Raw genomic sequence first — 22,755 nt, forward strand, 5'->3', positions numbered from 1 at the left:
TCATTCGCTGGCCAGCGCCACGACCGGATCGAGCCGCGCGGCCTTGCGCGCGGGCATGAAGCCGAACACGAGGCCGGTGAGCAGCGCACACGCGAACGCGCCGATGATCGCGCGCACGGAAAAGATGGCCGGCACGCTCGCCGCAATCAAGCCCGCGCCGATCAGCACGCCCGCCAGCACGCCGAGCGCGCCGCCGATGCCCGAGACCAGCGTCGCTTCGGTGAGGAACTGGCGCAGGATGTCGCGTTGCCGCGCGCCCGTCGCAATGCGGATGCCGATCTCGCGCGTGCGTTCCTTCACGGTCATCAGCATGATGTTCATCACGCCGATGCCGCCCACCAGCAATGAGATGCCCGCGATCAGCCCGAGCATCAGCGTGAGCGTGTCCTGTGTCTCCGACTGCGCCTTCACCGACGCCGCGCGGTTGTAGACGTGGAAGTCGCGCAGATGATGCGCTCCTTCGAGCACCCGCCCGATGTCGGTGGCGGTCTGCTCCGACTGCGCGATGTGATCGACCAGCACCGAGATCCACGACAGATGCGTCGTGCCGAGCACGCGGCGGCTGCCGGTCGAGAAGGGGATGAGGAGCACGTCGTCGTCATCGGCGTCGCCCGAGGTCGCGCCTTTCTCTTCCAGTTCGCCGATCACGAGAAACGGCGTGTTGTTCACCAGCACGTACTTGCCGACCGGATCGGCCGGGCCGAACAGCTTCTCGCGCAGACGCTTGCCGAGCAGCGCGACCGTCGCGAGCCGGCGCTCGTCTTCCGCGTTGAAGAACACGCCGCGCGCCGGCTTCCAGTTCAGCACGCGCGAGCCTTCGGGACCGACCGCCCACAGCGACGTGCGCGTGTCCGCATTGCCGTAGCGCAGCGTGACGCCGCCGGTGAGGAAGGGCATCGCATATTCGACGTTCGGCACGTGCGAGACGAGATCGACGTCCGCGACGGACAGCGTGCCGCCCGGCGCATGCGCGGACGGTCCGTCGGGCGTCACGTACATGCGGTTGGTGCCGAAGCTCGCCATCTTCGCGATCACTTCGCGCTCCGTGCCGGTGCCGATCGCCAGCATCACGATCACCGACGCCACGCCGATGATGATGCCGAGCAAGGTCAGCAGCGTGCGGAAGCGGTTGATCCACACGACGCGCCACGCGGCGCGCATGGCTTCGTGCGCGTCGGTGAGGAACGACGCGGTGTGCGCGGAACCGCTCGACATCGAGCGCAGCAGCGACGCGCCATCGAGCGCGGCGGGGTTCGGCGCGGCCTGGTTGTCGGTGGCGTCTAGGGAATCGGCGACGATGCAGCCGTCGCGTATCTCGATCGACCGATGCGCCCGCGCGGCCACTTGCCGGTCATGCGTGATGAGGATGATCGTGTGTCCCGCCGCCGACAGTTCCGCGAGCAGCGCCATCACTTCCGTGCCGCTTTTCGAATCGAGCGCGCCGGTGGGTTCGTCGGCGAGCAGGATGTGGCCGCCGTTCATCAGCGCGCGGCCAATCGACACGCGCTGCTGCTGTCCGCCCGACAACTGGTTCGGCCGATGATCGAGCCGCTGTTCGAGCCCGAGCCGCGCGAGCAGTCCGGTGGCGCGCTCGCGGCGCTGTTCCGGCCGCACGCCCGAATACACGGCGGGCACTTCCACGTTCTCGCGCGCGGATTCGGTCGCGATCAGGTGATAGCCCTGGAATACGAAGCCGAAGGCCTCGCGGCGCAGCCAGGCGAGTTCGTCGGCGGACAGCGTCGCGACATCGCGCCCGGCGAAGCGGTAGCTCCCCGACGACGGCCGGTCGAGGCAGCCGAGGATATGCATCAGCGTGGACTTGCCCGAACCGGACGCGCCGACGATCGCAACGAACTCGCCCGCCGCAATCGACAGCGACACACCGCGCAGCACCTGCACCGGCGGTTCGGTGCCGTCGCCGCCATAGGACTTGCAGACGTCGCGCAGTTCGATCAGCGGCGCGTCATGCGGCGGCGAGGATGCCGGCGTCACCATTCGAACTTCCCGTCGGCGCCGCGCACGCGCCGGATGCCGGTGACGAGACGCTCGCCCGGCGCGAGGCCCGAGCGGATCTCCGCGTTGAGCCGGTCATGCACTCCGACGCGCACGTCACGCGTCACGACCCGGCCGTCCGCCAGCACCCGCGCGCGGTAGCGGTCGCTCGAACCGGCCACCGGGGTGAGCGCGGACAAGGGCGCGAGCGGCACGTCATGCGCTTCCTGCGCGACGAAAAACACTTGCGCGCTCATCTGCGGCAGCAACTGGTTGTCCTGGTTCTTCACGTCGAACAACACCGTGTAGGACACGACCTTGCCGGTGTTGATCGCGTTGGCGTTCGGCGCGGCCTGCTGGTCGCCGCCGCTCGGCGGGGCCGTGTTGGGCGGCGCGGGCAGCACCTGGCGCACCGTGCCGTTCCAGCGCGTGTCGGCGCCGAGCGTCGTGAACCAGACCGGCATGCCGGGCTTCACCTTCAGCACATCGGCTTCGGAGACTTGCGTCCAGACTGTCATCGTCGAGAGATCGGCGATGCGCAGGATGATCGGCGTCTGGTACGTGGCGTTGAGCGTCTGGCCTTCGCGCGCATCGAGCGTGACGATGGTGCCGGACATCGGCGCGTAGATCTTCGTGTAGCCGAGCTGGGCTTCGTCGCCCTGCAAGGTGGCGCGCGCGCCGTCGATTTCCGCCGTCAGGTCGGCCACCGTCGAGCGGCCGCTCTGCCACGCCGACAGCGCGCTTTGCAGGTCTTCCTCGCGCGTCGAGCCTTCCGACATCATGCGGCGCTGGCGTTCGTACTGATGCTGCGCGAACGCAAGTTTCGCCTGCTCGCCTTCGAGGCGCGCGCGCAGGCTCTTGAGCGCGGAGGCATCGACGTCGTAGCGGGCCTGCTGCACGCTTGGATCGATCTCGACCAGCAGTTGGCCTTTCTTCACGGTATCGCCCGGCTGCACCGTGATGCGGCGGATTTCGCCGGAAGCCTGCGCGCCGATATCGACGTAACTGTGCGGCTGCAAGGTGCCGAGCGCGGTGACGCTCAACTGGATGTCGCCGCGCGAGATCGCGACGGTATCGACGTGCTCGACCGTCCTGAACAGCAGCGCCCACAACGTGAGCAGCACGAGCAGCGCGACGGCGAGCAGAGCAAGGGCCCGTGGGGAGGCTTTGATGGCGTGTCTCATCGATGCAGTTTCGAGCCGGCGGCGTGCGTTCTGCTGGCGCAACGCCGCACGGCACTGATTCTTTTAAGGAGCTGCCGCTGCAGGACTTCGAGCGTGTCAGGACGCGGCGGCGGGCACGGTCAGTTCACGCACGAATTCCGCGCGTTCGGGACGCGCCGGCGGCCGTTCGGACGAGCGCTTCGGCGTGCCGACGAACAGGAAGCCCAGCAAGCGTTCCGACGCGCCGAAGCCCAGCGCCGCGTGCATCGCGGGTTCGTAGGTATCGTCGCCGGTGGCCCAGAAGCCGCCGTAGCCGAGCGCGTGAATGGCGTTCAGCAGGTTCATCGTCGCCGCGCCGACCGACATCAGCTGCTCGATTTCCGGCACGTGCGAGCTTGCGTCGATGGCCGCGCCCAGCGCGATCACCACCGGCGCCGCAAACGCCTTCTGCCGCCGGTGCGCATGCGCCGAGCGCGGCTCCTCCGGCATGCGGGCGCAGGCGAGGTCCACCAGCACGTCGCCGAGCGCGCCGCGCGCGTCGCCCCGCACCAGCACGAAGCGCCACGGACGCAGGCGCGCATGGTCCGGCGCGCGCAATGCGGCATCGAAGATTTGTGCGAGCTCGGCATCGTCCGGGCCCGGCTCGGCGAGCGGCCAGTGCGACTGGCGCGACAGCAGCGAAGCAAGCACGGCCTGCGCGCGATCGGAATGTTCTGCGGTGAGAGCAGCGTTCGGAATAGGCGAATTCATCGCGAGTACGGGCTGGTTTGGACCGCCGTCATGATGGCCGAACTCGACACTAAACGCAAACGATTCGCATTTGGTGAAGGTGAAGATTTGCCTTCACTTCCGACGTTTTACGGACCGCTTACAAGGCAATCGCGCGTTTTGACGAACCGCGCGTCAGCTTGACAAAGACCGCCGCAACGCTCAGAGTAGCGCTTCTAAACAGCAATGATTCTCATTTATGACGATGCGGGCCTAGATGCGCCGAGCGTCGCGAATGCTGGCTGTCCAGTGTCGCCGTCCCCGTCATCGCTGCATTGTCCGGCGATCTTTCTGATCGCAAAAGTGAGTTTCGTTGTGTCCGTCACGCATGGCAGCCGCTCGGCTGCGGATCCATTGGAGCGATCGATGAGCTGGGGCGACGAAGACACGAATTTTCATGTGGTCATCAACGACGAAGAGCAGTATTCCATCTGGCCGGACTACAAGGCGATTCCCGCGGGCTGGCGACAGGCCGGCAAGTCGGGCAAGAAGGCCGAGTGCCTCGCCTATATCGATGAAGTCTGGACCGACATGCGCCCCTTGAGCCTGCGCCGCGCGATGGAGGCGGATGCCGCCCGCGCGACAACGGCACAGGCCGATCCGGCCGCCTGACGCATGGCGTTTGCCGCCGCACCCGGCGTCATGCCGCGCGTGCAACTGTTCTGTCTCGCGCATGCGGGCGGGACGGCTGCGTTGTACCGGCGCTGGTCGCAGCGGCTGCCGGCGGAGGTCCAGGTCGTGCCGCTGGAGTTGCCGGGGCACGGCGCGCGCCGCGATCAGCCCGCGCACACGCAGTGGCCCGCGTTGATCGACGGCCTGTGCGCGGACTGGCGCGCGGCGCGCAATCCCGCGTTGCCGTTCGCCGTGTTCGGACACAGCATGGGCGCGCTCGTCGGACTGGAGCTGTTGCATGCGCTGCGCGGGCGCGGCCTGGGCGAGGCGGTGTGGCTGGGGGCGTCGGCGTCGGTGGGTCCGGCTTGCCGCGTGCTCGAAACGGACTGGCTCGAGTGCGGCGTGGACCGGATGATCGACAAGCTGCGCGCGCTCGGCGGCACGCCGGAGGCCTTTCTCGCGGACCGTGACCTGATCGCGTTCCTGTTGCCCACGCTGCGCGCCGACTTTCACCTGTGCGGAACTTTCATAGCAGGCGGCAAGGCCCGCGAGCCGCTCAACTGCCGGCTCACCGTCTTCACCGGCCGCGACGACCCCGCCACGGTGCGTGAACAGGACGTGCTGCGCTGGCGGGACGAGACGCGCGGCGCGTTCGCGCGGCGCGCCTTCGAGGGCGGCCATTTCTATCTCGATGAAGCATTGGATGCGGTGCTGGAATGCGTCGCCGCTGCGCTTGCGCAGGCGGGGGCGCGCCCGTTGGACGGCGAGCCGCGCGAAAGAGGTGAAGCATGGATGCGATGACCAGTCATATCGAAACGGCGTTCAGCGAGCGCGTGATCGAGGAAAACGGCACGCGTGTGCTGGAGATCCGTCCCGCGCATGACGAGTCCGCCGCGCCCGATCCGGCCGCGCTGCGCGCGCGCGTGGACGCGGCGAAGCTGCAGTACGGCGGCGCGCTGCTGCGCGGCTTCACGCCGCTCGACGCTGCCCAATTCAACGCGTTTGCCGCGAGTTTTGGCAAACCTTTGCTTTCCTACGAGTTCGGCTCGACGCCGCGCAGCCGGATCGAGAAGGACGTGTACTCGTCGACGGAATATCCCGCCGATCAATGGATCGACCAGCATAACGAACAGTCCTACACGCTCAAGTGGCCCGGCTCGATCTGGTTCTACTGCACCGTCGCCGCGCAGTCGGGCGGCGCGACGCCGGTCGCCGACAGCCGCCTCGTGCATGCGCGCCTGTCGCCGGCATTGCGCGAGCGCTTCGCCGAGCACGGCGTGATGTACGTGCGCAACTATGGCAACGGCCTCGATCTGCCGTGGGAACAGGTGTTCGGCACCGAGGACCGCGCGGAGGTGGAGCGCTATTGCGGCGCGCATCGCATCGACTTCGAATGGCTCGATGACGGCGAAGCGCTGCGCACGCGCCAGGTCTGCCAGTCGGAGCTGCGTCATCCGCTGACGGGCGAAAGCGTCTGGTTCAACCAGGCGCATCTGTTCCACGTGTCCAACTTGCCGGAGCCGGTGCGCGAGGCCTTGCTCGACGTCGTCGATGAAGACCGTCTGCCGCGCAATACCTTCTTCGGTGACGGCACGCCGATCGACGCCGCCATGCTCGACGAAATCCGCGCCGTCTATCACGACACGATGCTCGCCTTCCCCTGGCAGGCCGGCGATGCGCTCGTGCTCGACAACCTGCTGATGTCGCACGGCCGCGCGCCGTTTGCCGGCCCGCGCCGCGTGCTGGTCGCGATGAGCGCCTGAGCTGCCGTGCCGCGGCGTCGCATCGGCGGCGCCCTGCATGCGCGGCCATTCATCTTCGGATCCCACATTATTCATGACTGAGATTGCCCGCGAAGTGTCGAAGGAAATGCTGTCGATATCGGCGGCCTATGCCGCGTTGCCTGCGGACAAGCGCGCGGCGTTCCGCGAGCGGCTGAAGGCCGGCGGTTTCGACGCCGCACGTCTGCCGATCTCGCGTTTCCCCGACAACGAGCGCTGCTTCGCGCTGTCGCATGCACAGGAGCGTCTGTGGTTCCTGTGGCGTCTGGAGCCGTCGAGCGCGGCCTACAACGTGACGGGCGCGGTGCGGCTGCGCGGCAGGCTCGACGAAACCGCGCTGCGCCGTGCGCTCGACCGCGTGATGGACGCGCATGAAATCCTGCGCCAGCGCTTTGGCGAGACGGGCGGCGTGCCGTTCCAGCAGACGGGCTCGGGCGAATACGGCTGGGAAGCGCTGGACCTTGCCGTCAACGCATCTTTGGACGCCGAACTGGCCCGCCGTTCGGCGCTGCCGTTCGATCTCGAAAGCGGCCCGCTGCTGCGCGCGAGTTTGTTCAGGCTCGCGCCGGACGATCAGGTTCTGCACTTCGCGCTGCATCACATCGTGGCGGATGGTTTGTCGACGGAAGTGTTCGTGAGCGAACTGGCCTCGGCCTATGCCACTGCGCTCGAAGGCACGCCGCATCAAAAACCCGACAAGGCAAGCATCCAATACGGCGACTACGCGCAATGGCAGCGTGAATGGTTCGACGAAGACACGCTCGCGCGCCAGCTCGATTACTGGCGCGCGCGTCTCGGCAACGATCATCCGGTGCTCGACCTGCCGCACGCGCACACGCGCGCCGGCATGCGCAGCGGTGCGGGCGCGCGGCTCGCGCGGATGGTGCCGCCGGCGTTGCAAAAAGCGCTCGGACGCGTCTCCCTGACCGCCGACGCCACGCTCTTCATGACGCTGCTCGCCGCCTACGACCTGCTGCTCGCGCGCTACAGCGGCCAGACGGATATTCGCGTCGGCGTGCCGGTGGCCGGGCGCGACCGGCCCGAAGTGGCGGACATGATCGGCTTCTTCGTCAACACGCTGGTCGTGCGTACCGAGTTCGCGGGCGTCGCGAGCTTCGCGCAGCTGCTCGAACGCGTGCGCGATCGCGTGCTCGAAGCGCAGGCGCACGCGGACCTGCCGTTCACGAAGCTCGTCGAAGCCTTGCAGCCGCAGCGCAGCTTCGGCCACACGCCGCTGTTCCAGGCGATGTTCAACTACCTCGGCACGGAGCGCGACAGCCTGCGCCTGCCGGGCCTCGACGTCGCGACGCACGACATCGCCACCGATACCGCACGCTTCGATCTCGTGCTGGAAGCCCGCGAGCGGGCGCAGGGTCTGGAAGTGGCGCTGGTCTACGCGGAAGACCTGTTCGATCCGGCGCTGATCGGCCAGATGCTCGATCACTACGTGGGTCTGCTCGAACAGATCGCGGAGGATGCGGCGCGGCCGCTTGGTGCGTTCGAACTGACGCGCGGACAGAACGCGTTGCCGCCGAAGAAGGCCTTCGAGCCGGTGTCGGCGCGCTTTGCTCAAAGCGTCGCGCGCGTGCCGGATGCGCTCGCGGTGCATTGCGAAGGCGAGCGCGTGACCTATGGCGAACTGGACGCGTGGGCGGCGGACATCGCACGGCGGCTGGCCGACGCAGGCCTGCGCGCCGACGAACGCGTGGGCATCTGCATGACGCGTTCCGTCGCGATGGTCGCGGCGCTGCTTGGCACCTTGCGTTCGCCGGGCGCCTTCGTGCCGCTCGATCCCGCGTATCCCGCCGACCGTCTCGCGATGATGATGGACGATGCAGGCGTGCGCATCGTGCTGACCGATGCCGTCGCGCTCGCGCAATGCGGCGCGCTGTTCGCGGGGCGCGTGGCGCTCGACGTGGGCGTGCGTCCGTCTGACGCTTCGAGCGCGCCGGTTTTCAACGCCATCGCGCCGCATCCGGAGCAACTCGCCTACGTGATCTACACGTCCGGCTCGACGGGACGGCCGAAGGGCGTCGCCATCAGCCACGGCGCGTTTGCGTCGCACCTCGACGACTTCATGGCGGCGCACGCCATCAGTGCGGACGATACGGTGCTGCAATCGTCGACCATCAACTTCGATGTCGCGCTCCACGAGCTGCTGCCCGCGCTGCTGCGCGGCGGCAAGGTGGAAATGCGCGGCCAGCAGGCGTGGGACATCGATACGACGAGCCGTCATTTGATCGACGCGCGCGTCACGTTCTCGCGCCTGCCCACGGCGTACTGGCAGCAATGGCTGCGCTCGCCGCCGGCGTCCGAGGCGCTCGCGGCGCTGCGGCAGATCACGGTCGGCGGCGAAGGCCTGCCGGGCGACGCGCTCGCGCAATGGCGCAGCGGGCCGCTCGGACACATCGGGCTGGCGAATCTGTACGGCCCGACCGAAACCACCGTCGCCTGCATGTTCCGCGCGACCACGGCCAGCGACGTGACGCAGGCGGTGGTGTCGATCGGCGTGCCTTACGCATCGCGCACGGCGCGCGTGCTGGACCGCGATGGCAACGAAGCGCCGGTCGGCGCGCTGGGCGAGTTGTGCATCGGCGGACATACGCTCGCGCGCGGCTATCTCGACCGGCCCGCGCTGACGGCCGAGCGTTTCGTGCCCGATCCGTCCGAACCGGGCGCGCGCCTGTACCGCACCGGCGATCTGTGCCGGATGCGCGCGGATGGCGCGATCGATTTTCTGGGACGGCTGGATCAGCAGATCAAGCTGCGCGGCATCCGTATCGAGCCGGGCGAGATCGAGGCCGCGTTGCGCCGTCAGCCGGGCGTGGCGAGTGCGGTCGTCGTGCTGGTCACGGATTCCGGTGCGCCGCATCTGGTCGCGTACGTGGTGGGCAAGCAGCAACTCGACGACGCCGCACTGCGACGCGCGCTGGCGCAGGAACTGCCGGCCGCGATGGTGCCGTCCGCGATCGCCGTGCTCGACGCGCTCCCGGTCATGCAGAACGGCAAGGTGGACCGGGCCGCGCTGCCGCCGGTTGCGCTGGTCGCGCAGGGCGAGCGCATCGCGCCGCGCAACGAGGCGGAGCGCATCGTGCTCGCGCTGTGGGCGGCGGTGCTGGGCCGCGACGATCTCGGCGTGGACGACGATTTCTTCGCGGTCGGCGGCGATTCGATCCTGAGCCTGCAACTGATCGCGCGGGCGCGCGCGCAGGGCTGGCTGGTGACGCCGCGACAGGTCTTCGAACATCCGACCGTCGCGCGTCTCGCCGCCGTGATGCAGCCGCTGGAGAGTCACTCGGTGGCGGAGGAGATCGTCGAACCGTTGCCGCTCACGCCGATCCAGTCGTGGTTCTTCGAGCGTCATCCGCAGGGCGAACGGCACTGGAACCAGTCGGTGCTGCTGCACGTGCGCGGCGAACTCGACACGGCCGCGCTCGAACGCGCGCTGCAAGCGGTGGTGGCGCGTCACGACGCATTGCGGCTGCGTTTCGAACCACATGCCGATGGCTGGCGTCAGCAAGTGAGCGCGACAGTGCCGGCCCATCTGCTGAAGCAACACGACCTGCGCGATCACGCGTCCGACTGGCGCGCCGCGCTGACCGAGCAGGCGCAGCACGCGCAGCGGCAACTGGACCCGCAGGCGGGCCGCGTGTTGCAGGCCACGTATTTCCGGACACCGGACAGCGGCCGACTGCTGCTGGTGATCCATCACCTCGTCGTGGATGGCGTGTCGTGGCGCATCCTGCTGCGCGACATCGAGACGGCCTACGACGCCGCGCGTGCGAACCGCGAACCGGCGGTGGAAGCGGCGACGCCGTGGAGCGCATGGGTCGTCACCCAGCGCGAGTCGATCACCGACGCGAAGCTGCAAGCGGCCTGGCCCGCCTGGCTCGACGTGATGCGCGACGCCCGGCGGACGCTCGCGCCCGCGCAGGGCACGACAGCCACGAGCCGCGTGCTCGACTGGCGCCTCGACGCCGCCGCCACCGATGCCTTGCGCCGCGCCGCGCCGCGCGCGTACCGGCTGGGTATCGACGAGCTGTTGCTGGCTGCGCTGACACGCGCGATGACGACGGTGTTCGGCGGCACGGGCGCGTTGATCGCGCTGGAAGGCCATGGCCGCGATGCCGCCGCGCGTGACGATGTGGACCTGAGCCGCACGGTCGGCTGGTTCACGACGCGCTATCCGGTCTGGCTGCGCGCGCATCCCGACGATGCGGCCACGCTCATCGCGACGAAGGAACGCCTGCGCACGCTGCCGGACGGCGGCGCGTCGTGGGGCTGGCTGCACGCCTACGGCGACCACGCCGCCGCGCTCGCGGACCTGCCCGTGCCGGGCGTGAGCTTCAACTATCTCGGCCAGTTCGACCAGAACCTCGCCGCCGATGGCGCCTTCAGCTTCGCGACGGAAAACGCCGGCGATCCGCAACCCGATGACGAAGCGCTGGTGTATCCGCTGGATCTGAACGGCATGATCGTCGATGGCTGTCTGTCGTTCGGCTGGCGCTACGATCCGGCGGTGCTGCCGCAGGCTCAAGTGGAAGCGCTGAAGCAAGCCTTCGATGCCGAAGTCGCGCGGCTCGTCGCGCATTGCGCCGCGACGCCGCCGCGCGCCACCGCCAGCGATTTCCCGCTGGCCGCGCTCACTCAGGACGAGTTCGATGCGCTCGGCATCGCGCCCGATGAGATCGAAGACCTCTATCCGGCGACGCCGCTCCAGCAAGGCCTGGTGTTCCACAGCCTGCTGAAGCGCGATGCCTACGTGAACCGCAAGCGCCTGACGCTGCACGGCGCGCTCGACATCGACGCGATGCGCGCGGCCTGGGATGCCGTCGTCGCGCGGCATGCGGTGCTGCGTACGCGCTTCACGCGCGCGCATGGCGGCGACATGTTGCAGGTCGTGCAGGCGAAGGTGCAGCCGTTCTTCGCGGTGCACGACTGGCGCAGCCGCGACGATTACGAGACCGCCTTCACCGGCTGGTTCGAGCATCGCGCGCCGCAACTGATCGACCTCGACGCCGCGCCCTTGCTGCACGTCGCGCTGTTCCGGCGTCCGGACGGCGCGCACGATCTGGCGTGGATCAACCATCACGCGCTCGCGGACGGCTGGAGCAGCGCGCGCCTGCTGAGCGAACTGGGCCGCGCCTATCGGGCGGCGAGCCGGGGCGAGCCGCTCGTGCTGGATCCGGTCGTGCCGTATCGCGCGTATGTCGAATGGCTGCGCGCGCAGCCGGATGCGCACGTCTGGTGGCGCGGCCAGATTGCGCGCGCGGATCGTCCGGCGTTGCTGCTGGACAGCGTGCCCGCCACGCGCATGGCCGAATCGAAAAACGCGGCGGAAAACGCGGCGGAAAGCGCGTTCCATCGTCGCGACGACCGGCTCGACGCCACGCTCGGCGCGGCGCTGGCGCAGGCGGCGCAAGTCTGCGGCGTGACGCTCAATACGCTGGTGCAGGGCGCGTGGGCGCTGTTGCTGGCGCGCTTCGGCAACCGGCGGCAGGTGGCGTTCGGCGTGACGGTGGCGGGACGTCCCGCCGATCTGCCGGGCGCCGATGCCATTCAGGGCCTCTTCATCAACAGTCTGCCGTTGTGGGTGGACGTACCGTCGAACCGGCCGCTCGCCGACTGGCTGCGCGACCTGCAAGCCGCCAACGTCGAGTTGCGGCAGGCCGGCCATACGCCGTTGCCGTCGATCCAGCAATTTGCCGGGCAGGGCTTCGGCGTGCTGTTCGATTCGCTGCTGGTGTTCGAGAACTTCCCCGTCGATGCCGCGTTGAACGACGGCTCGCTCGGCCTGAGCGTGAGCGCGTCGGAGTCGTTCGAGCGCACGCATTACCCGTTGACGCTGGGCATCGTGCCGGGCGAGCGCATTGCGCTCGAATGGAGCTGGGACGCGCGGCGTCTGCCGGACGCGACGCTCGAACAGGTGCGCGACGCCTATGTGAGCCTGCTGCGGCAGATCGCGGACGCGGCTTCCCGCGACGCCACGCTCGGCCTGCTGCGCGTGCCTGGCCGCGACCTGCAGCGCGGCGTGCCCGAAGGCACGGCGGCACATGCGTACCGGCCGTTCATCGCGCGCTTCGAGGAGCGGGTGCGGACGCAAGGAGAGGCGCTCGCGGTGCATTGCGACGGCGTCTCGCTGACGTATCGTGAATTGCACGCGTGGTCGAACCGGATCGCGGCGCGGCTCGACGCTGAAGGCGTGCGGCGTGAGGGGCGCGTCGGCGTGCTGGTCGGACGCTCGGCGGGGATGATCGCGGCGCTGCTCGGCGTGATGAAGGCGGGCGCTGCCTATGTGCCGCTCGATCCGGCGTATCCGCGCGAACGCCTGCGCGACATGATCGACGATGCGCAACTCGCCGCGCTCGTCACCGATGCGGGCACGCACGCGCTGCATGCCGAACTGAGCGATTGCCCGGCAATCCGCATCGACCAGACCGACCGCCGGCCGGAACTTGAGAACGCCACCGATCCGCATCCCGAACAGCTGGCCTACGTGATCTACACCTCGGGCTCGACGGGCAAGCCGAAGGGCGTCGGCATCAGCCATGGCGCGCTGAGCCTGCATCTCGACGATTTCATCGCGGAGAACGGCCTGAGCGCCGCGGATCGCGCGTTGCAGTTCGCGACGATCAACTTCGACGGCGCGGTGGAACATGTCTTCGCGACGCTGGCGGCGGGCGCATCGCTGGAAGTGCGCGGGCCGGCCTTGTGGAGCGCGGACGAATTCACGCGCGTGCTGCGCGAGCGGCGCATCACGGTGGCCGATCTGCCGACCGGCTACTGGAAGCAATGGACCCAGCATCTGCCGCAGCAAGCACCCGCTGACTTGTCAGGCCTCGTCCTGCGGCGCGTGACGGTCGGCGGCGAGGCGCTGCCCGGCGCGGCGGTCGCGCAATGGTGCGCCGGGCCGCTCGGCGGCCTGACGCTGGTGAACACCTACGGCCCGACCGAAGCCACGGTGACGACCTCCGGCGAAGCCGTCACGGCGGCGCATGCGGAGAGCGTCGCGGTGCCGGTGGGGCTGCCGTGGGCGTCGCGTCACTATCGCATTCTCGATGCCGACGGCGAGCCCGTGCCCGAAGGCGGCAGCGGCGAACTGTGCATCGGCGGCGCGACGCTCGCGCGCGGCTATCTCGGCCGCGCGGCGCTGACGGCCGAGCGCTTTGTGCCCGATCCGGCCGGCACGCCGGGCGCACGTCTGTATCGCACCGGCGATCTCTGCCGCTGGCTGCCGGATGGCGGCGTCGCGTTCCTGGGACGCATCGACGAGCAGGTGAAGCTGCGCGGCTATCGCATCGAACTGGGCGAGATCGAGCGCGCGCTGAGCGCGCAGCCGGGCGTCGCGCAGGCAGTCGTGATCGTGCGCGGCGAACAGGAAGCGCGCCGGCTGCTGGGCTATGTCGTGCCCGCCAGCAACGCAAGCCTGACGGACGCAGCATTGCGCGACGCGCTCGCGGACGTGCTGCCCGCGTACATGGTGCCGTCGGCCCTCGCGATGCTCGATGTCCTGCCGACCCTGCCGAACGGCAAGCTCGACCGCAAGTCGCTGCCCGACATCGACGCGCGCAACGCGGGCCATGTCGCGCCCGCTGACGGCACGGAAACGCTGCTCGCGGACATCTGGCAGAGCGTGCTGGGCAGCGCGCCAGTGGGCGCGCACGACGATTTCTTCGCGCTCGGCGGCCATTCGCTGCTCGCGCTGCAAGTCGCGGCACGGCTGCAACGCGCGCTCGGCCGCGAAGTGCCGCTGCGCCTGTTGTTCGAGCATCCGCAATTGCGTGCGCTGGCCGGAGCGCTCGACGGACTGTCGAAGCAGGCGCGCGAGCCGGTGCGCCGTCTGCATCGACGGGAAGCCAGACCGACGCATGGCCAGGAGCGCCTGTGGTTCCTGTGGCGCCTGACGCCCGACAATCCCGCCTATCACCTGTCCTTCGCCGTGCGGCTCGACGGCGCCCTCGATGCGCGCGCGCTGCACGCGGCGCTCGATGCGGTCGTCGAGCGGCACGAGATCCTGCATAGCCGTTTCGAGGAGCGCGATGGCGCGCCGTGGCTCGTGGTGGATGAAGCGATCGGCGCCGAGTGGTCCGAGTCCATGTTCCCCGATGCCGTCGATGACACGAACCCGGCGCTCGCCGCCTGGCTGCGCGAGGGCGCGGACCGCGCCTTCGATCTTGCGCGCGGCCCGCTGCTGCGTGCGCGGCTTGCACGGCTCGGCGACGGCTCGCATGTGTTCGCGCTGACGGTGCATCACATTGCGGCGGATGGCTGGTCGATGAACCTGCTGATCGACGAAATGCTCTCCGTGTACGGGGCGCCGCGTGAGGGGGAAAAGCCCGCGCTTGCGCCGCTGCCGGTCCAGTACACCGATTACGCCGTATGGCAGCGCGAGTCGCTCGATGCCGCCGCGCTCGGCCAGCAGCTCGACTACTGGCGCGCGCAACTCGGCGGCGAGCAGCCGGTGCTCGAACTGCCCGCCGACCGTCCTCGTCCGGCCGTGCGCAGCGCACGCGGCGGCGAAGTGGAAACGGCGCTCGACGCCTCGCTCGCCGATGCATTGCAACGCTACGCCCGCCGTCACGACGCCACCGTGTTCATGACGCTGCTCGCGGCGTTCCAGGCGCTGCTGCATCGCTATGGCGGCCAGCGTGAGATTCGCGTCGGCATTCCGCTCGGCGGGCGCGAACAGGTGGAGACCGAAGCGCTGATCGGCTTCTTTGTGAACACTGCCGTGATCCGCGCCGAAGTGTCCGGTGCGGCGCGCTTCGATGCGCTGCTGTCGCAGGTCCGGCAACGCGTGCTCGAGGCGCATGCGAACCAGGATGTGCCGTTCGCGCAGATCGTCGATACATTGCAGCCGGTGCGCGCCGCCAACCAGACGCCGCTGTTCCAGGCGATGTTCAATCTCGACGTGCCCGCGAGTCCCTTCGAGCGGCACGCCGGAACGGGGCTGCGCTGGTCCGCGGTGGGCACGCGGCGTTCGGCGGCGCAGTTCGATCTGAGCCTGAACGTGTCGGTTGGCGAACGCACGGGCCTGACGTTCAGCTACGCCGCCGATATCTTCGATCCGGCCACGGTGGAACGCATCGCGCGGGATTACGTCGGCGTGCTGGAAGGCATCGTGCGCGAGGACGCCGTGCGTCTGCGCGATCTGCCGCTCGCCGCGCAGGCTGTCGCGCAGCGCGGCGCGCAACACGCCGATGCCGCGTTCGTGCCGGTGCATGTGCGCGTCGCGGAGCAGGCGCGCCGCACGCCGGATGCCATCGCCGTGCGCTGCGAGGGCGCGACGCTCACCTATGCCGAACTCGATGCACGCGCCGGCCGTCTCGCGCAACGCTTGTTGCAGCAGGGCGTGGGAGTCGAAGCGCGGGTGGGCGTGTGCATCGCGCGTTCGCCGCACATGCTGGTGGCGACGCTCGCCGTCATGAAGACCGGCGCGGCCTATGTGCCGCTCGATCCGAACTATCCGGTCGCGCATCTGGCCGTGATGACCGACGATGCGCAACTCGCCTGCATCGTCGCCGATGCCGCCGGCCGCGACCGGCTCGCGGAGATCGCAGGCGATCACGCGCTGATTGCGGTCGAACGTGACGACGACGCGCCCGGCCTTGTCGAAATGCTGTGGCCGGTTCACGCCGGGCAACTCGCCTACGTGATCTACACTTCGGGCTCGACAGGCAAGCCGAAGGGCGTCGCGGTGCCGCATGGCGCGCTGACGCGTTTCCTCGACAGCATGCAGACGCGCCTGCGCCTGGACGCCGATGACGTGTGGCTCGCCGTGACCACGCTGTCTTTCGATATCGCCGCGCTGGAGCTGTATCTGCCGTTGCTCACGGGCGCGACAGTGGAACTCGCCACTCGCGAGACGATCGCGGACGGCAGGCGGCTGGCGGCGCTGCTGGAGGCGTCGAAGGCGAGCGTGATGCAGGCCACGCCGATGGGCTGGCGCGTGCTGCTCGACGGCGGCTGGCAAGGCCAGCGCGCCGCGCCGTTGCGCGCGCTGTGCGGCGGCGAAGCGCTGCCCGCCGATCTCGCCGCCGCGCTGCATGCGCGCGGCGTGAGCTTGTGGAATCTCTACGGACCGACCGAAACGACCATCTGGTCGAGCGCCGCGCCGCTGGCGGCGGGTACGCCGGTCACGCTCGGCGCGCCGCTCGAACACACGTTCCTGACGGTGCTCGACGCCGATGGCAATCCGGTGCCGGAAAACGGCGTCGGCGAACTGTGCATCGGCGGGGACAATCTGGCGCGCGGCTATACGCGGCGCGCCGGGCTCACTGCCGAGCGCTTCGTGCCGGACCCGCACGGCGCGCCGGGTGCGCGCCTGTATCGCACCGGCGATCTGTGCCGCGTGCGCCGCAACGGCCAGCTCGACTATCTAGGCCGCGCGGATCAGCAGACCAAGCTGCGCGGATTCCGCATCGAACTGGGCGACACGGAAGCGGCGCTGCGCGCGCTCGATGGCGTCGACGACGCCGTGTGCCAGGTGCAGGGCGAAGGCACGACGCGCCGGCTCGTCGCGTTCGTGACGGGCCGCGCGGAACCGGGCGCATTGCGGACGCTGCTCGCCAACCGTCTGCCGCCGCAACAGGTGCCCGCGCAGATCGAACGGCTCGACGCGCTGCCGCTCACCGCGAACGGCAAGCTCGATCGCAAGGCGCTGCCGTTGCTGGGCGCGACGTCGAAGGATGGCTACCGGCCGCCTGTCACCGCCACCGAGACGCTGCTGTGCGAGATCTGGGCCGAGGTGCTTGGCGTGGAGCGCGTCGGGCTGGATGACGATTTCTTCGTGCTCGGCGGCCACTCGCTGCTGGCCGTGCGCGTGGCGTCGCGTGCCGGTGAGACGCTGGGCCGCAAGATCGAACTGACGCTGCTGTTCGAGCATCCGGTGCTCGCGGATCTGGCCGCGAGGCTGGATCGCGATGCCCCCGCCGCCGGTGCTTCCGGCGCGGACACGCTCGATGCGTTGCAGGACCTGATGGATTCGCTATGACCGACACGCTCGACACTCCCCGCGCCACCGAAGTTCCGCGCCGCCCCGACGCCTTGCGCCTCGCGCAGCAATACGCGTTGCTCGCCGAGGACAAGCGCGCGTTGTTCCGGGCGCGTGCGCGCGCCCAGGGCCTCGACGCGGGCGCGCTGCCGGTCGTGCCGCTCGCGCCGCGTCCCGCGCGCTTTCCGCTGCTGCCCGCGCAGGAGCGGCTGTGGTTCCTGTGGTGTCTCGATCCGGATCACGCGGGTTATCACATCGCGCATGCGCTGCGGCTGTCGGGCGCGCTCGACGTCGCCGCGCTGCAACGCGCACTCGCACAACTGGTGCGGCGTCACGAAGCCTTGCGCCTGCGCTTCGACGCGCAGGACGGCGTGCCCATGCAATACGCCGCCAAAGACGCCGACTGTGCGTTCGTGCGGACGCGCATCGAAGATGAAGGCGCGGTGCTGAGCGCGTTCGCCTGCGAGCCGTTCGATTTGACGCGCGGGCCGCTGCTGCGAGTCGGGCTGTTCGAGACCAGCGACGAGCAGTGCGTGCTGCAACTGGTCGTGCATCACATCGTTGCGGATGCGTGGTCGATGCAGGTCTTGTTCCGCGACCTGCTGACGCTGTATCGCGACGAGAGCGGAGCAGGGTTGCCGTCATTGCCCGTGCAGATGACCGACTACGCGCTGTGGCAGCGCGAATGGAGCGCCGACGACGCGCTCGCCCGACACCTGGACTACTGGCGCACGCGGCTCGACGGCGCGCCCGCCGCGCTGACCTTGCCGCGCGACGTCCCGCCGCGCGCGACGCGCTCTCACGATGGCGGTCTGGCGCGGCTGACGCTGCGCGCGGACCTGGCCGATGTCGCGCGGCGCATTGCGCGCGAGCGGCGCACGACGCTGTTCACGGTGCTGCTCGGCGTGTTCGACGTGCTGCTGTATCGCTATTCGGGGCAGCGTACGGTCGTGGTCGGCGTGCCGGCGGCGGGGCGTGCGCGCAGTGAGCTGGAGCATCTGGTCGGCTTCTTCGTCAACACGTTGATCGTCCGGGCGGATCTCGAACCCGCCCAGACTTTCGATGCCATGCTCAGCGGCCTGCACGACCGCGTGCTCGAAGCGCAGGCGCATCAGGACGTGCCGTTCGCGCGGCTGGTGGAGGCGCTGGGTGTCGAGCGCAATCTCGATAGCTCGCCGCTGTTCCAGGTGATGTTCGATCTCGCCGTGGATACGCCGCAAGATGTCATCGCCGGCGATACAGGTGGACTGCGCGTCGAATCGATCGCGGATGCCGCCGTCACCGCGCGCTTCGATCTCGCGTTGAACGCGCGGGACCGGGGCGCGGGCCAGCCCGTGGAACTGGCGCTGACCTATGCGCAGGATCGTTTCATCGCCGCGACCGCGCAGCGCATGCTGGACGATTTCGCGGCGCTCGTCGAACGGGTCGCGGCGCAGCCGGCGTGCCGTATCGGCGACCTGGCCGTGCAACGCATGCCGGAAACGCACGCCGACGACATCGCCCGCAGCACCGAACCGGTTCACCTGCGCATCGCGCAGCGGGCGCGCGCATGCCCGACCCGCGTGGCGCTGCGTTGCGAAGGCGAATCGCTGACCTACGCGGCGCTCGATGCCTGGGCGGACCGCATCGCGCTCGCCTTGCGCGCGGACGGGCTTGCGCCGGGCGAGCGCGTCGGCCTGCTGCTCGAACGTTCGCTGGCGCTGCCGGCGGCGCTGCTCGGCGTGCTGAAGGCGGGCGGCGCGTTCGTGCCGCTCGATCCCGAATACCCGGAAGCGCGTCTGCGCGCGATGATCGACGACGCGCGGCTCGAACGCATCGTCGCCGATCCGTCGACGCGCGAACGCTGGCGCGATCTGCTTGCGGCGCAGCGCGCCCTCTGCGCGCAGGCTGCTCATGACACCGCGCAGGCCGCGACGCCCGCATGGACCGTCGCCCGCGATGCGCTCGCCTATGTGATCTACACCTCGGGCTCGACGGGCACGCCGAAGGGCGTCGCCATTTCGCATCGCTCGCTCACGCTGCATCTCGACGACTTCCTGCACGACCACCGCATCGCGGACACGGATGTCGTGCTGCAATCGTCGACCATCAATTTCGATGTCGCGCTGCACGAGCTGCTGCCCGCGCTCATCATGGGCGGACGCGTCGTGATGCGCGGCCCGCGTGCGTGGGAGCTCGACACGCTGAACCGCACGCTGATCGACGAGCGCGTGACCTTCGCGCGCATTCCCACCGCGCTGTGGCAGCAATGGCGCATCGCGCTGCCGCCGGCCGAACGCATCGCGCTGCGGCAGATCACCGTGGGCGGCGAAGGCCTGCCCGGCGACGCGCTGCAACGCTGGTACGAAGGACCGCTCGCACACGTCGCCATCGACAATCTCTACGGTCCGACCGAAACCACCGTCGCGTGCATGCATCATCCGGTGACGCGCGACGACACGCATCATGCAATCGTCGCAATCGGGCGCTGCTATCCGTCGCGTCACGCCTATGTCGCCGATGCCGACGGCAATCGCGCGCCCTCCGGCGCGCCGGGCGAACTGTGCATCGGCGGCGCGACGCTCGCGCAAGGCTATCTCGGCCGCGCCGCGCTCACCGCCGAGCGCTTCGTGCCGGACCCGTACGGCGCGCCCGGCGCGCGCGTGTATCGCAGCGGCGACCTGTGCCGCGCGCGGACCGACGGCGTGATCGACTTTCTCGGCCGCATCGACCAGCAGGTGAAGCTGCGCGGGCATCGCATCGAACTGGGTGAAATCGAAGTGGCGCTGCGTCGTATCGAGGGTGTGCGCGAAGCGATTGCCGAGGTGCGCGGCGAGGGTACGCGCAAGCGGCTCGTCGCGTATTTCACAACTCTGGCAGACGCCGCCATCGAGGCCGATGACGTGCGCGCCGCGCTCGCCGCGACCTTGCCGGCGTCGCACGTGCCGTCCGCGTGCATGCGGCTCGACGCGCTGCCCACGCTGCCCAACGGCAAGCTGGACCGCCGTGCGCTGCCCGACCCGGATGCGTTGCTGGAGACCGGCTCGGCCGCGCCGGAGGGTGTCGTCGAGACGGCTTTGCTGGCCGTCTGGCAGACCGTGCTGGGGCGCGAGGATATCGGCGTGACCGATCATTTCTTCGAACTCGGCGGCGACTCGATTTCGAGCCTGCGCGTGATCGCCCAGGCGCGCAGCGCCGGCTGGGTGGTGACGGCGCGCCAGGTGTTCGAGCATCCGACGGTGCGCCTGCTGGCACGCGTCGCCCGTCCCGCCGATACGCCAGCGGCCGCCGCGCAGACCCCGAGCGGCCCGCTCGATGCGCCGCTTGCCCCGATGCAGCACTGGTTCTTCGAGCGCTTCCCGGCTGCGCCATCGCGCTGGAACCAGGCGGTGCTGCTGCGCGCGGCCGAAGCGCTCGACGCCGACGCGTTGCGCACGGCGCTCGCCGCGCTGATCGAGGCGCACGACGCCTTGCGGGCGCGCTTCCGTTTCGATACGGCGCGGCAGGTGTGGACGCAGACGATCGAAGCGGCATCGTCGGCGGGCGCGTTTGCCGCTGAGGCGTTGATCGTCGAAGACCTGCGCGCTTCGGAAGATCCGGCGGCGCGCATCGAAGCGATCGCGGAACGCGTGCACGACAGTCTCGATCTGAATAACGGTCCGCTGTTGCGGGCCGCGTGTATCGCGACGCCGGACGGCTCGCGCTTGCTGATCGCGGTTCATCACCTGGTCGTCGATGGCGTGTCGTGGCGCATCCTGCTCGATGACCTGATGACGGCCTACGAAGCCGCACGCACGCCGGGCGGCGATGCTGCGTTGCCCGCGCCGTCCACGAGCTGGGCGCAGTGGAACGCGGCGCTTGCCGACTACGCGCGCTTGCCGGAACACTTGAGTGAGCTGGCGTGGTGGCAGGCGCAGCTGGGCCACGACACCTCTTTCGCTACGCCACAAGACGACGCCACCCGTCATCTCGACTGGACTCTCGATGCCGCATCCACACGACGTCTGACCGGCACGGGCGCGCGCATCGACGAAGTGCTGCTCGCCGCGCTCGCGCATGCCTGCGCCGAGCATCTGCCGGCGTTGCCGGTGGTGGTCGAGATGGAAGGGCATGGCCGCACCGAGCGCGTCGCGGGTCTCGACCTGAGCCGCACGGTCGGCTGGTTCACGACGCAGTTTCCGTTGCGCGTGACCGCGCTCGATCATCCGCGCGCGACGCGGCGTGCGCTGGCATCGGCCCTGCGCGCCGTGCCCGCCGATGGCCTGCACTACAACCTGTTCCGCTACGCCGGGACGGAGCAAAGCCGCGCGACGCTGGCCGCGCTGTCGCCGACGACCATCGGCTTCAACTATCTGGGCCGCTTCGAGGAACGCCTGAGCGAAGGGCGCTTCGCGTTCGCGGCGGAGGACAGCGGCCATGGCACGCGCGGCAGCGTGGCCGCCGGACCGCGTCATGTGCTCGACCTGAACGGCCTGATCGCGGACGGCTGCCTGAAGGTGGACTGGAGCGCGGCGGCAACGGTGATCGACGAGGAGCGGCTCGAACGCATCGTCGCGAGTTTCGACGCACACGTACGCACGCTGGCCGATGACGCGGACAGTGGCGTCGCCGTGAGCGCGCGCGCAGCGGCCTTGCCTTTGTTCGACGGAGTTGCGCAGAGCGCCTCTGTCGCCACGGACGACGACAATCAGCAAGCCTTCGAGCTCTGGCGTCAACGCTTCATCACCGAGGCGATGCTGTGCCCGTCGGCGGATGCGTGCGTGCAGCCGCTCAACGCGAGCGGCGCGCCGCTCACGCTGTTCTGCTTCTATCCGGGCTTCGGCATGGTCGGCGAATACCGCTTTCTCGGCGCGGCGCTGCAAGGCGTGGCGTCGGTGATCGCGCTGCGTTCGCCGGGTCTCGCCGACGAGCACTTTCAGAACGCGAAGTCCTTCGAAGCACTCGCCGAGACCTGCGTCGAGCAGATGCTCGGCGTGCAGCGCGCGGGGCCGTTCCGTCTGCTGGGCTGGTCGTTCGGCGGACGGCTCGCGCTGAGCGTGGCCGGACTGTTGCGTGCGCGCGGCCATGAAGTCGATTTCCTCGGCCTGCTCGATACGGCGACGCATACGAACGATCTCCCCGAAGCCGCCGAGGCAGGCGATCCCCTGTCCGCCTGGCTCGACGCCCAGCCGGACGGCGCGCGTTTGCGTGCGCTGTTTGACCGCACCGCCGCGCTCGACGACCTGCATTACCGTTTGCGGCTGGCGCACGCGCTGCCGCGCATCGACGTGCCGGTGACGTTCTGGCGCGCCGCGCGCGATACCTCCGCCGAGCGCAAGCGCGACTGGCGGCCGCACACGAGCGCGGCAGTCGAGGAGATCGGCATCGATGCGACGCACAGCGCCATCGTCCATCATCCGGCCTTGCACGCGAGCGTCGTGGAACGCTTGCGCGGGATCGCCGGCTCCGTTTGAACCTGCCAAAACAC

General features: G+C 69.4%; 8 protein-coding genes. 5 read left to right on the forward strand and 3 right to left on the reverse strand.

Going from position 1 to position 22,755, the window contains the following annotated elements; translation table 11 throughout:
• The 3 genes from QCE62_RS17070 to QCE62_RS17080 all read right to left on the reverse strand — a co-directional run bounded on the left by QCE62_RS17070 (window position 1) and on the right by QCE62_RS17080 (window position 3,905).
• Window positions 1-1,995: a MacB family efflux pump subunit gene (locus QCE62_RS17070; protein WP_309920713.1), complete on the reverse strand. Its 1,995-nt coding sequence runs from the start codon at window positions 1,993-1,995 to the stop codon at window positions 1-3.
• Window positions 1,989-3,176: an efflux RND transporter periplasmic adaptor subunit gene (locus QCE62_RS17075; RefSeq protein ID WP_309920715.1), complete on the reverse strand. Its 1,188-nt coding sequence runs from the start codon at window positions 3,174-3,176 to the stop codon at window positions 1,989-1,991. The genes QCE62_RS17070 and QCE62_RS17075 overlap by 7 nt, the downstream gene beginning before the upstream one ends.
• Window positions 3,177-3,272: 96 nt before the next feature.
• Window positions 3,273-3,905, reverse strand: a complete 633-nt coding sequence (locus QCE62_RS17080; protein WP_309920718.1) for a nitroreductase — start codon at window positions 3,903-3,905, stop codon at window positions 3,273-3,275.
• Between the two features lie 384 nt (window positions 3,906-4,289).
• Here QCE62_RS17080 and QCE62_RS17085 point away from each other — a divergent pair, with 384 nt between their 5' ends.
• The 5 genes from QCE62_RS17085 (at window position 4,290) to QCE62_RS17105 (ending at window position 22,741) form a co-directional block, all read left to right on the forward strand.
• Window positions 4,290-4,535 carry an MbtH family NRPS accessory protein gene (locus QCE62_RS17085; RefSeq protein WP_309812671.1) on the forward strand — a complete coding sequence of 82 codons (246 nt, stop codon included), beginning with the start codon at window positions 4,290-4,292 and terminating at the stop codon, window positions 4,533-4,535.
• 3 nt (window positions 4,536-4,538) lie between these two features.
• On the forward strand, window positions 4,539-5,336 hold the full coding sequence (locus QCE62_RS17090; protein WP_309920721.1) for an alpha/beta fold hydrolase: 798 nt from the start codon (window positions 4,539-4,541) through the stop codon (window positions 5,334-5,336).
• Window positions 5,324-6,298 (forward strand): TauD/TfdA family dioxygenase, encoded by a 975-nt coding sequence (locus QCE62_RS17095; protein WP_309920723.1) that lies wholly within the window; start codon window positions 5,324-5,326, stop codon window positions 6,296-6,298. The genes QCE62_RS17090 and QCE62_RS17095 overlap by 13 nt, the downstream gene beginning before the upstream one ends.
• Before the next feature lie 73 nt (window positions 6,299-6,371).
• The gene (locus QCE62_RS17100) at window positions 6,372-17,309 is read left to right on the forward strand and encodes a non-ribosomal peptide synthetase (protein WP_309920726.1); all 10,938 of its coding nucleotides are present in this window, start codon (window positions 6,372-6,374) and stop codon (window positions 17,307-17,309) included.
• Window positions 17,306-22,741 (forward strand): non-ribosomal peptide synthetase, encoded by a 5,436-nt coding sequence (locus QCE62_RS17105; protein ID WP_309920729.1) that lies wholly within the window; start codon window positions 17,306-17,308, stop codon window positions 22,739-22,741. The genes QCE62_RS17100 and QCE62_RS17105 overlap by 4 nt, the downstream gene beginning before the upstream one ends.
• Window positions 22,742-22,755 lie beyond the last annotated feature (14 nt).

Source organism: Caballeronia sp. LZ033, assembly GCF_031451265.1.
Lineage (GTDB): Bacteria > Pseudomonadota > Gammaproteobacteria > Burkholderiales > Burkholderiaceae > Caballeronia.

Excerpts from the sequence above, each read along its gene's own strand:
- QCE62_RS17070 (WP_309920713.1), bottom strand. The coding sequence starts at position 1,995 with ATGGTGACGCCGGCATCCTCGCCGCCGCATGACGCGCCGCTGATCGAA.
- QCE62_RS17075 (WP_309920715.1), bottom strand. The coding sequence starts at position 3,176 with ATGAGACACGCCATCAAAGCCTCCCCACGGGCCCTTGCTCTGCTCGCC.
- QCE62_RS17080 (WP_309920718.1), bottom strand. The coding sequence starts at position 3,905 with ATGAATTCGCCTATTCCGAACGCTGCTCTCACCGCAGAACATTCCGAT.
- QCE62_RS17085 (WP_309812671.1), top strand. The coding sequence starts at position 4,290 with ATGAGCTGGGGCGACGAAGACACGAATTTTCATGTGGTCATCAACGAC.
- QCE62_RS17090 (WP_309920721.1), top strand. The coding sequence starts at position 4,539 with ATGGCGTTTGCCGCCGCACCCGGCGTCATGCCGCGCGTGCAACTGTTC.
- QCE62_RS17095 (WP_309920723.1), top strand. The coding sequence starts at position 5,324 with ATGGATGCGATGACCAGTCATATCGAAACGGCGTTCAGCGAGCGCGTG.
- QCE62_RS17100 (WP_309920726.1), top strand. The coding sequence starts at position 6,372 with ATGACTGAGATTGCCCGCGAAGTGTCGAAGGAAATGCTGTCGATATCG.
- QCE62_RS17105 (WP_309920729.1), top strand. The coding sequence starts at position 17,306 with ATGACCGACACGCTCGACACTCCCCGCGCCACCGAAGTTCCGCGCCGC.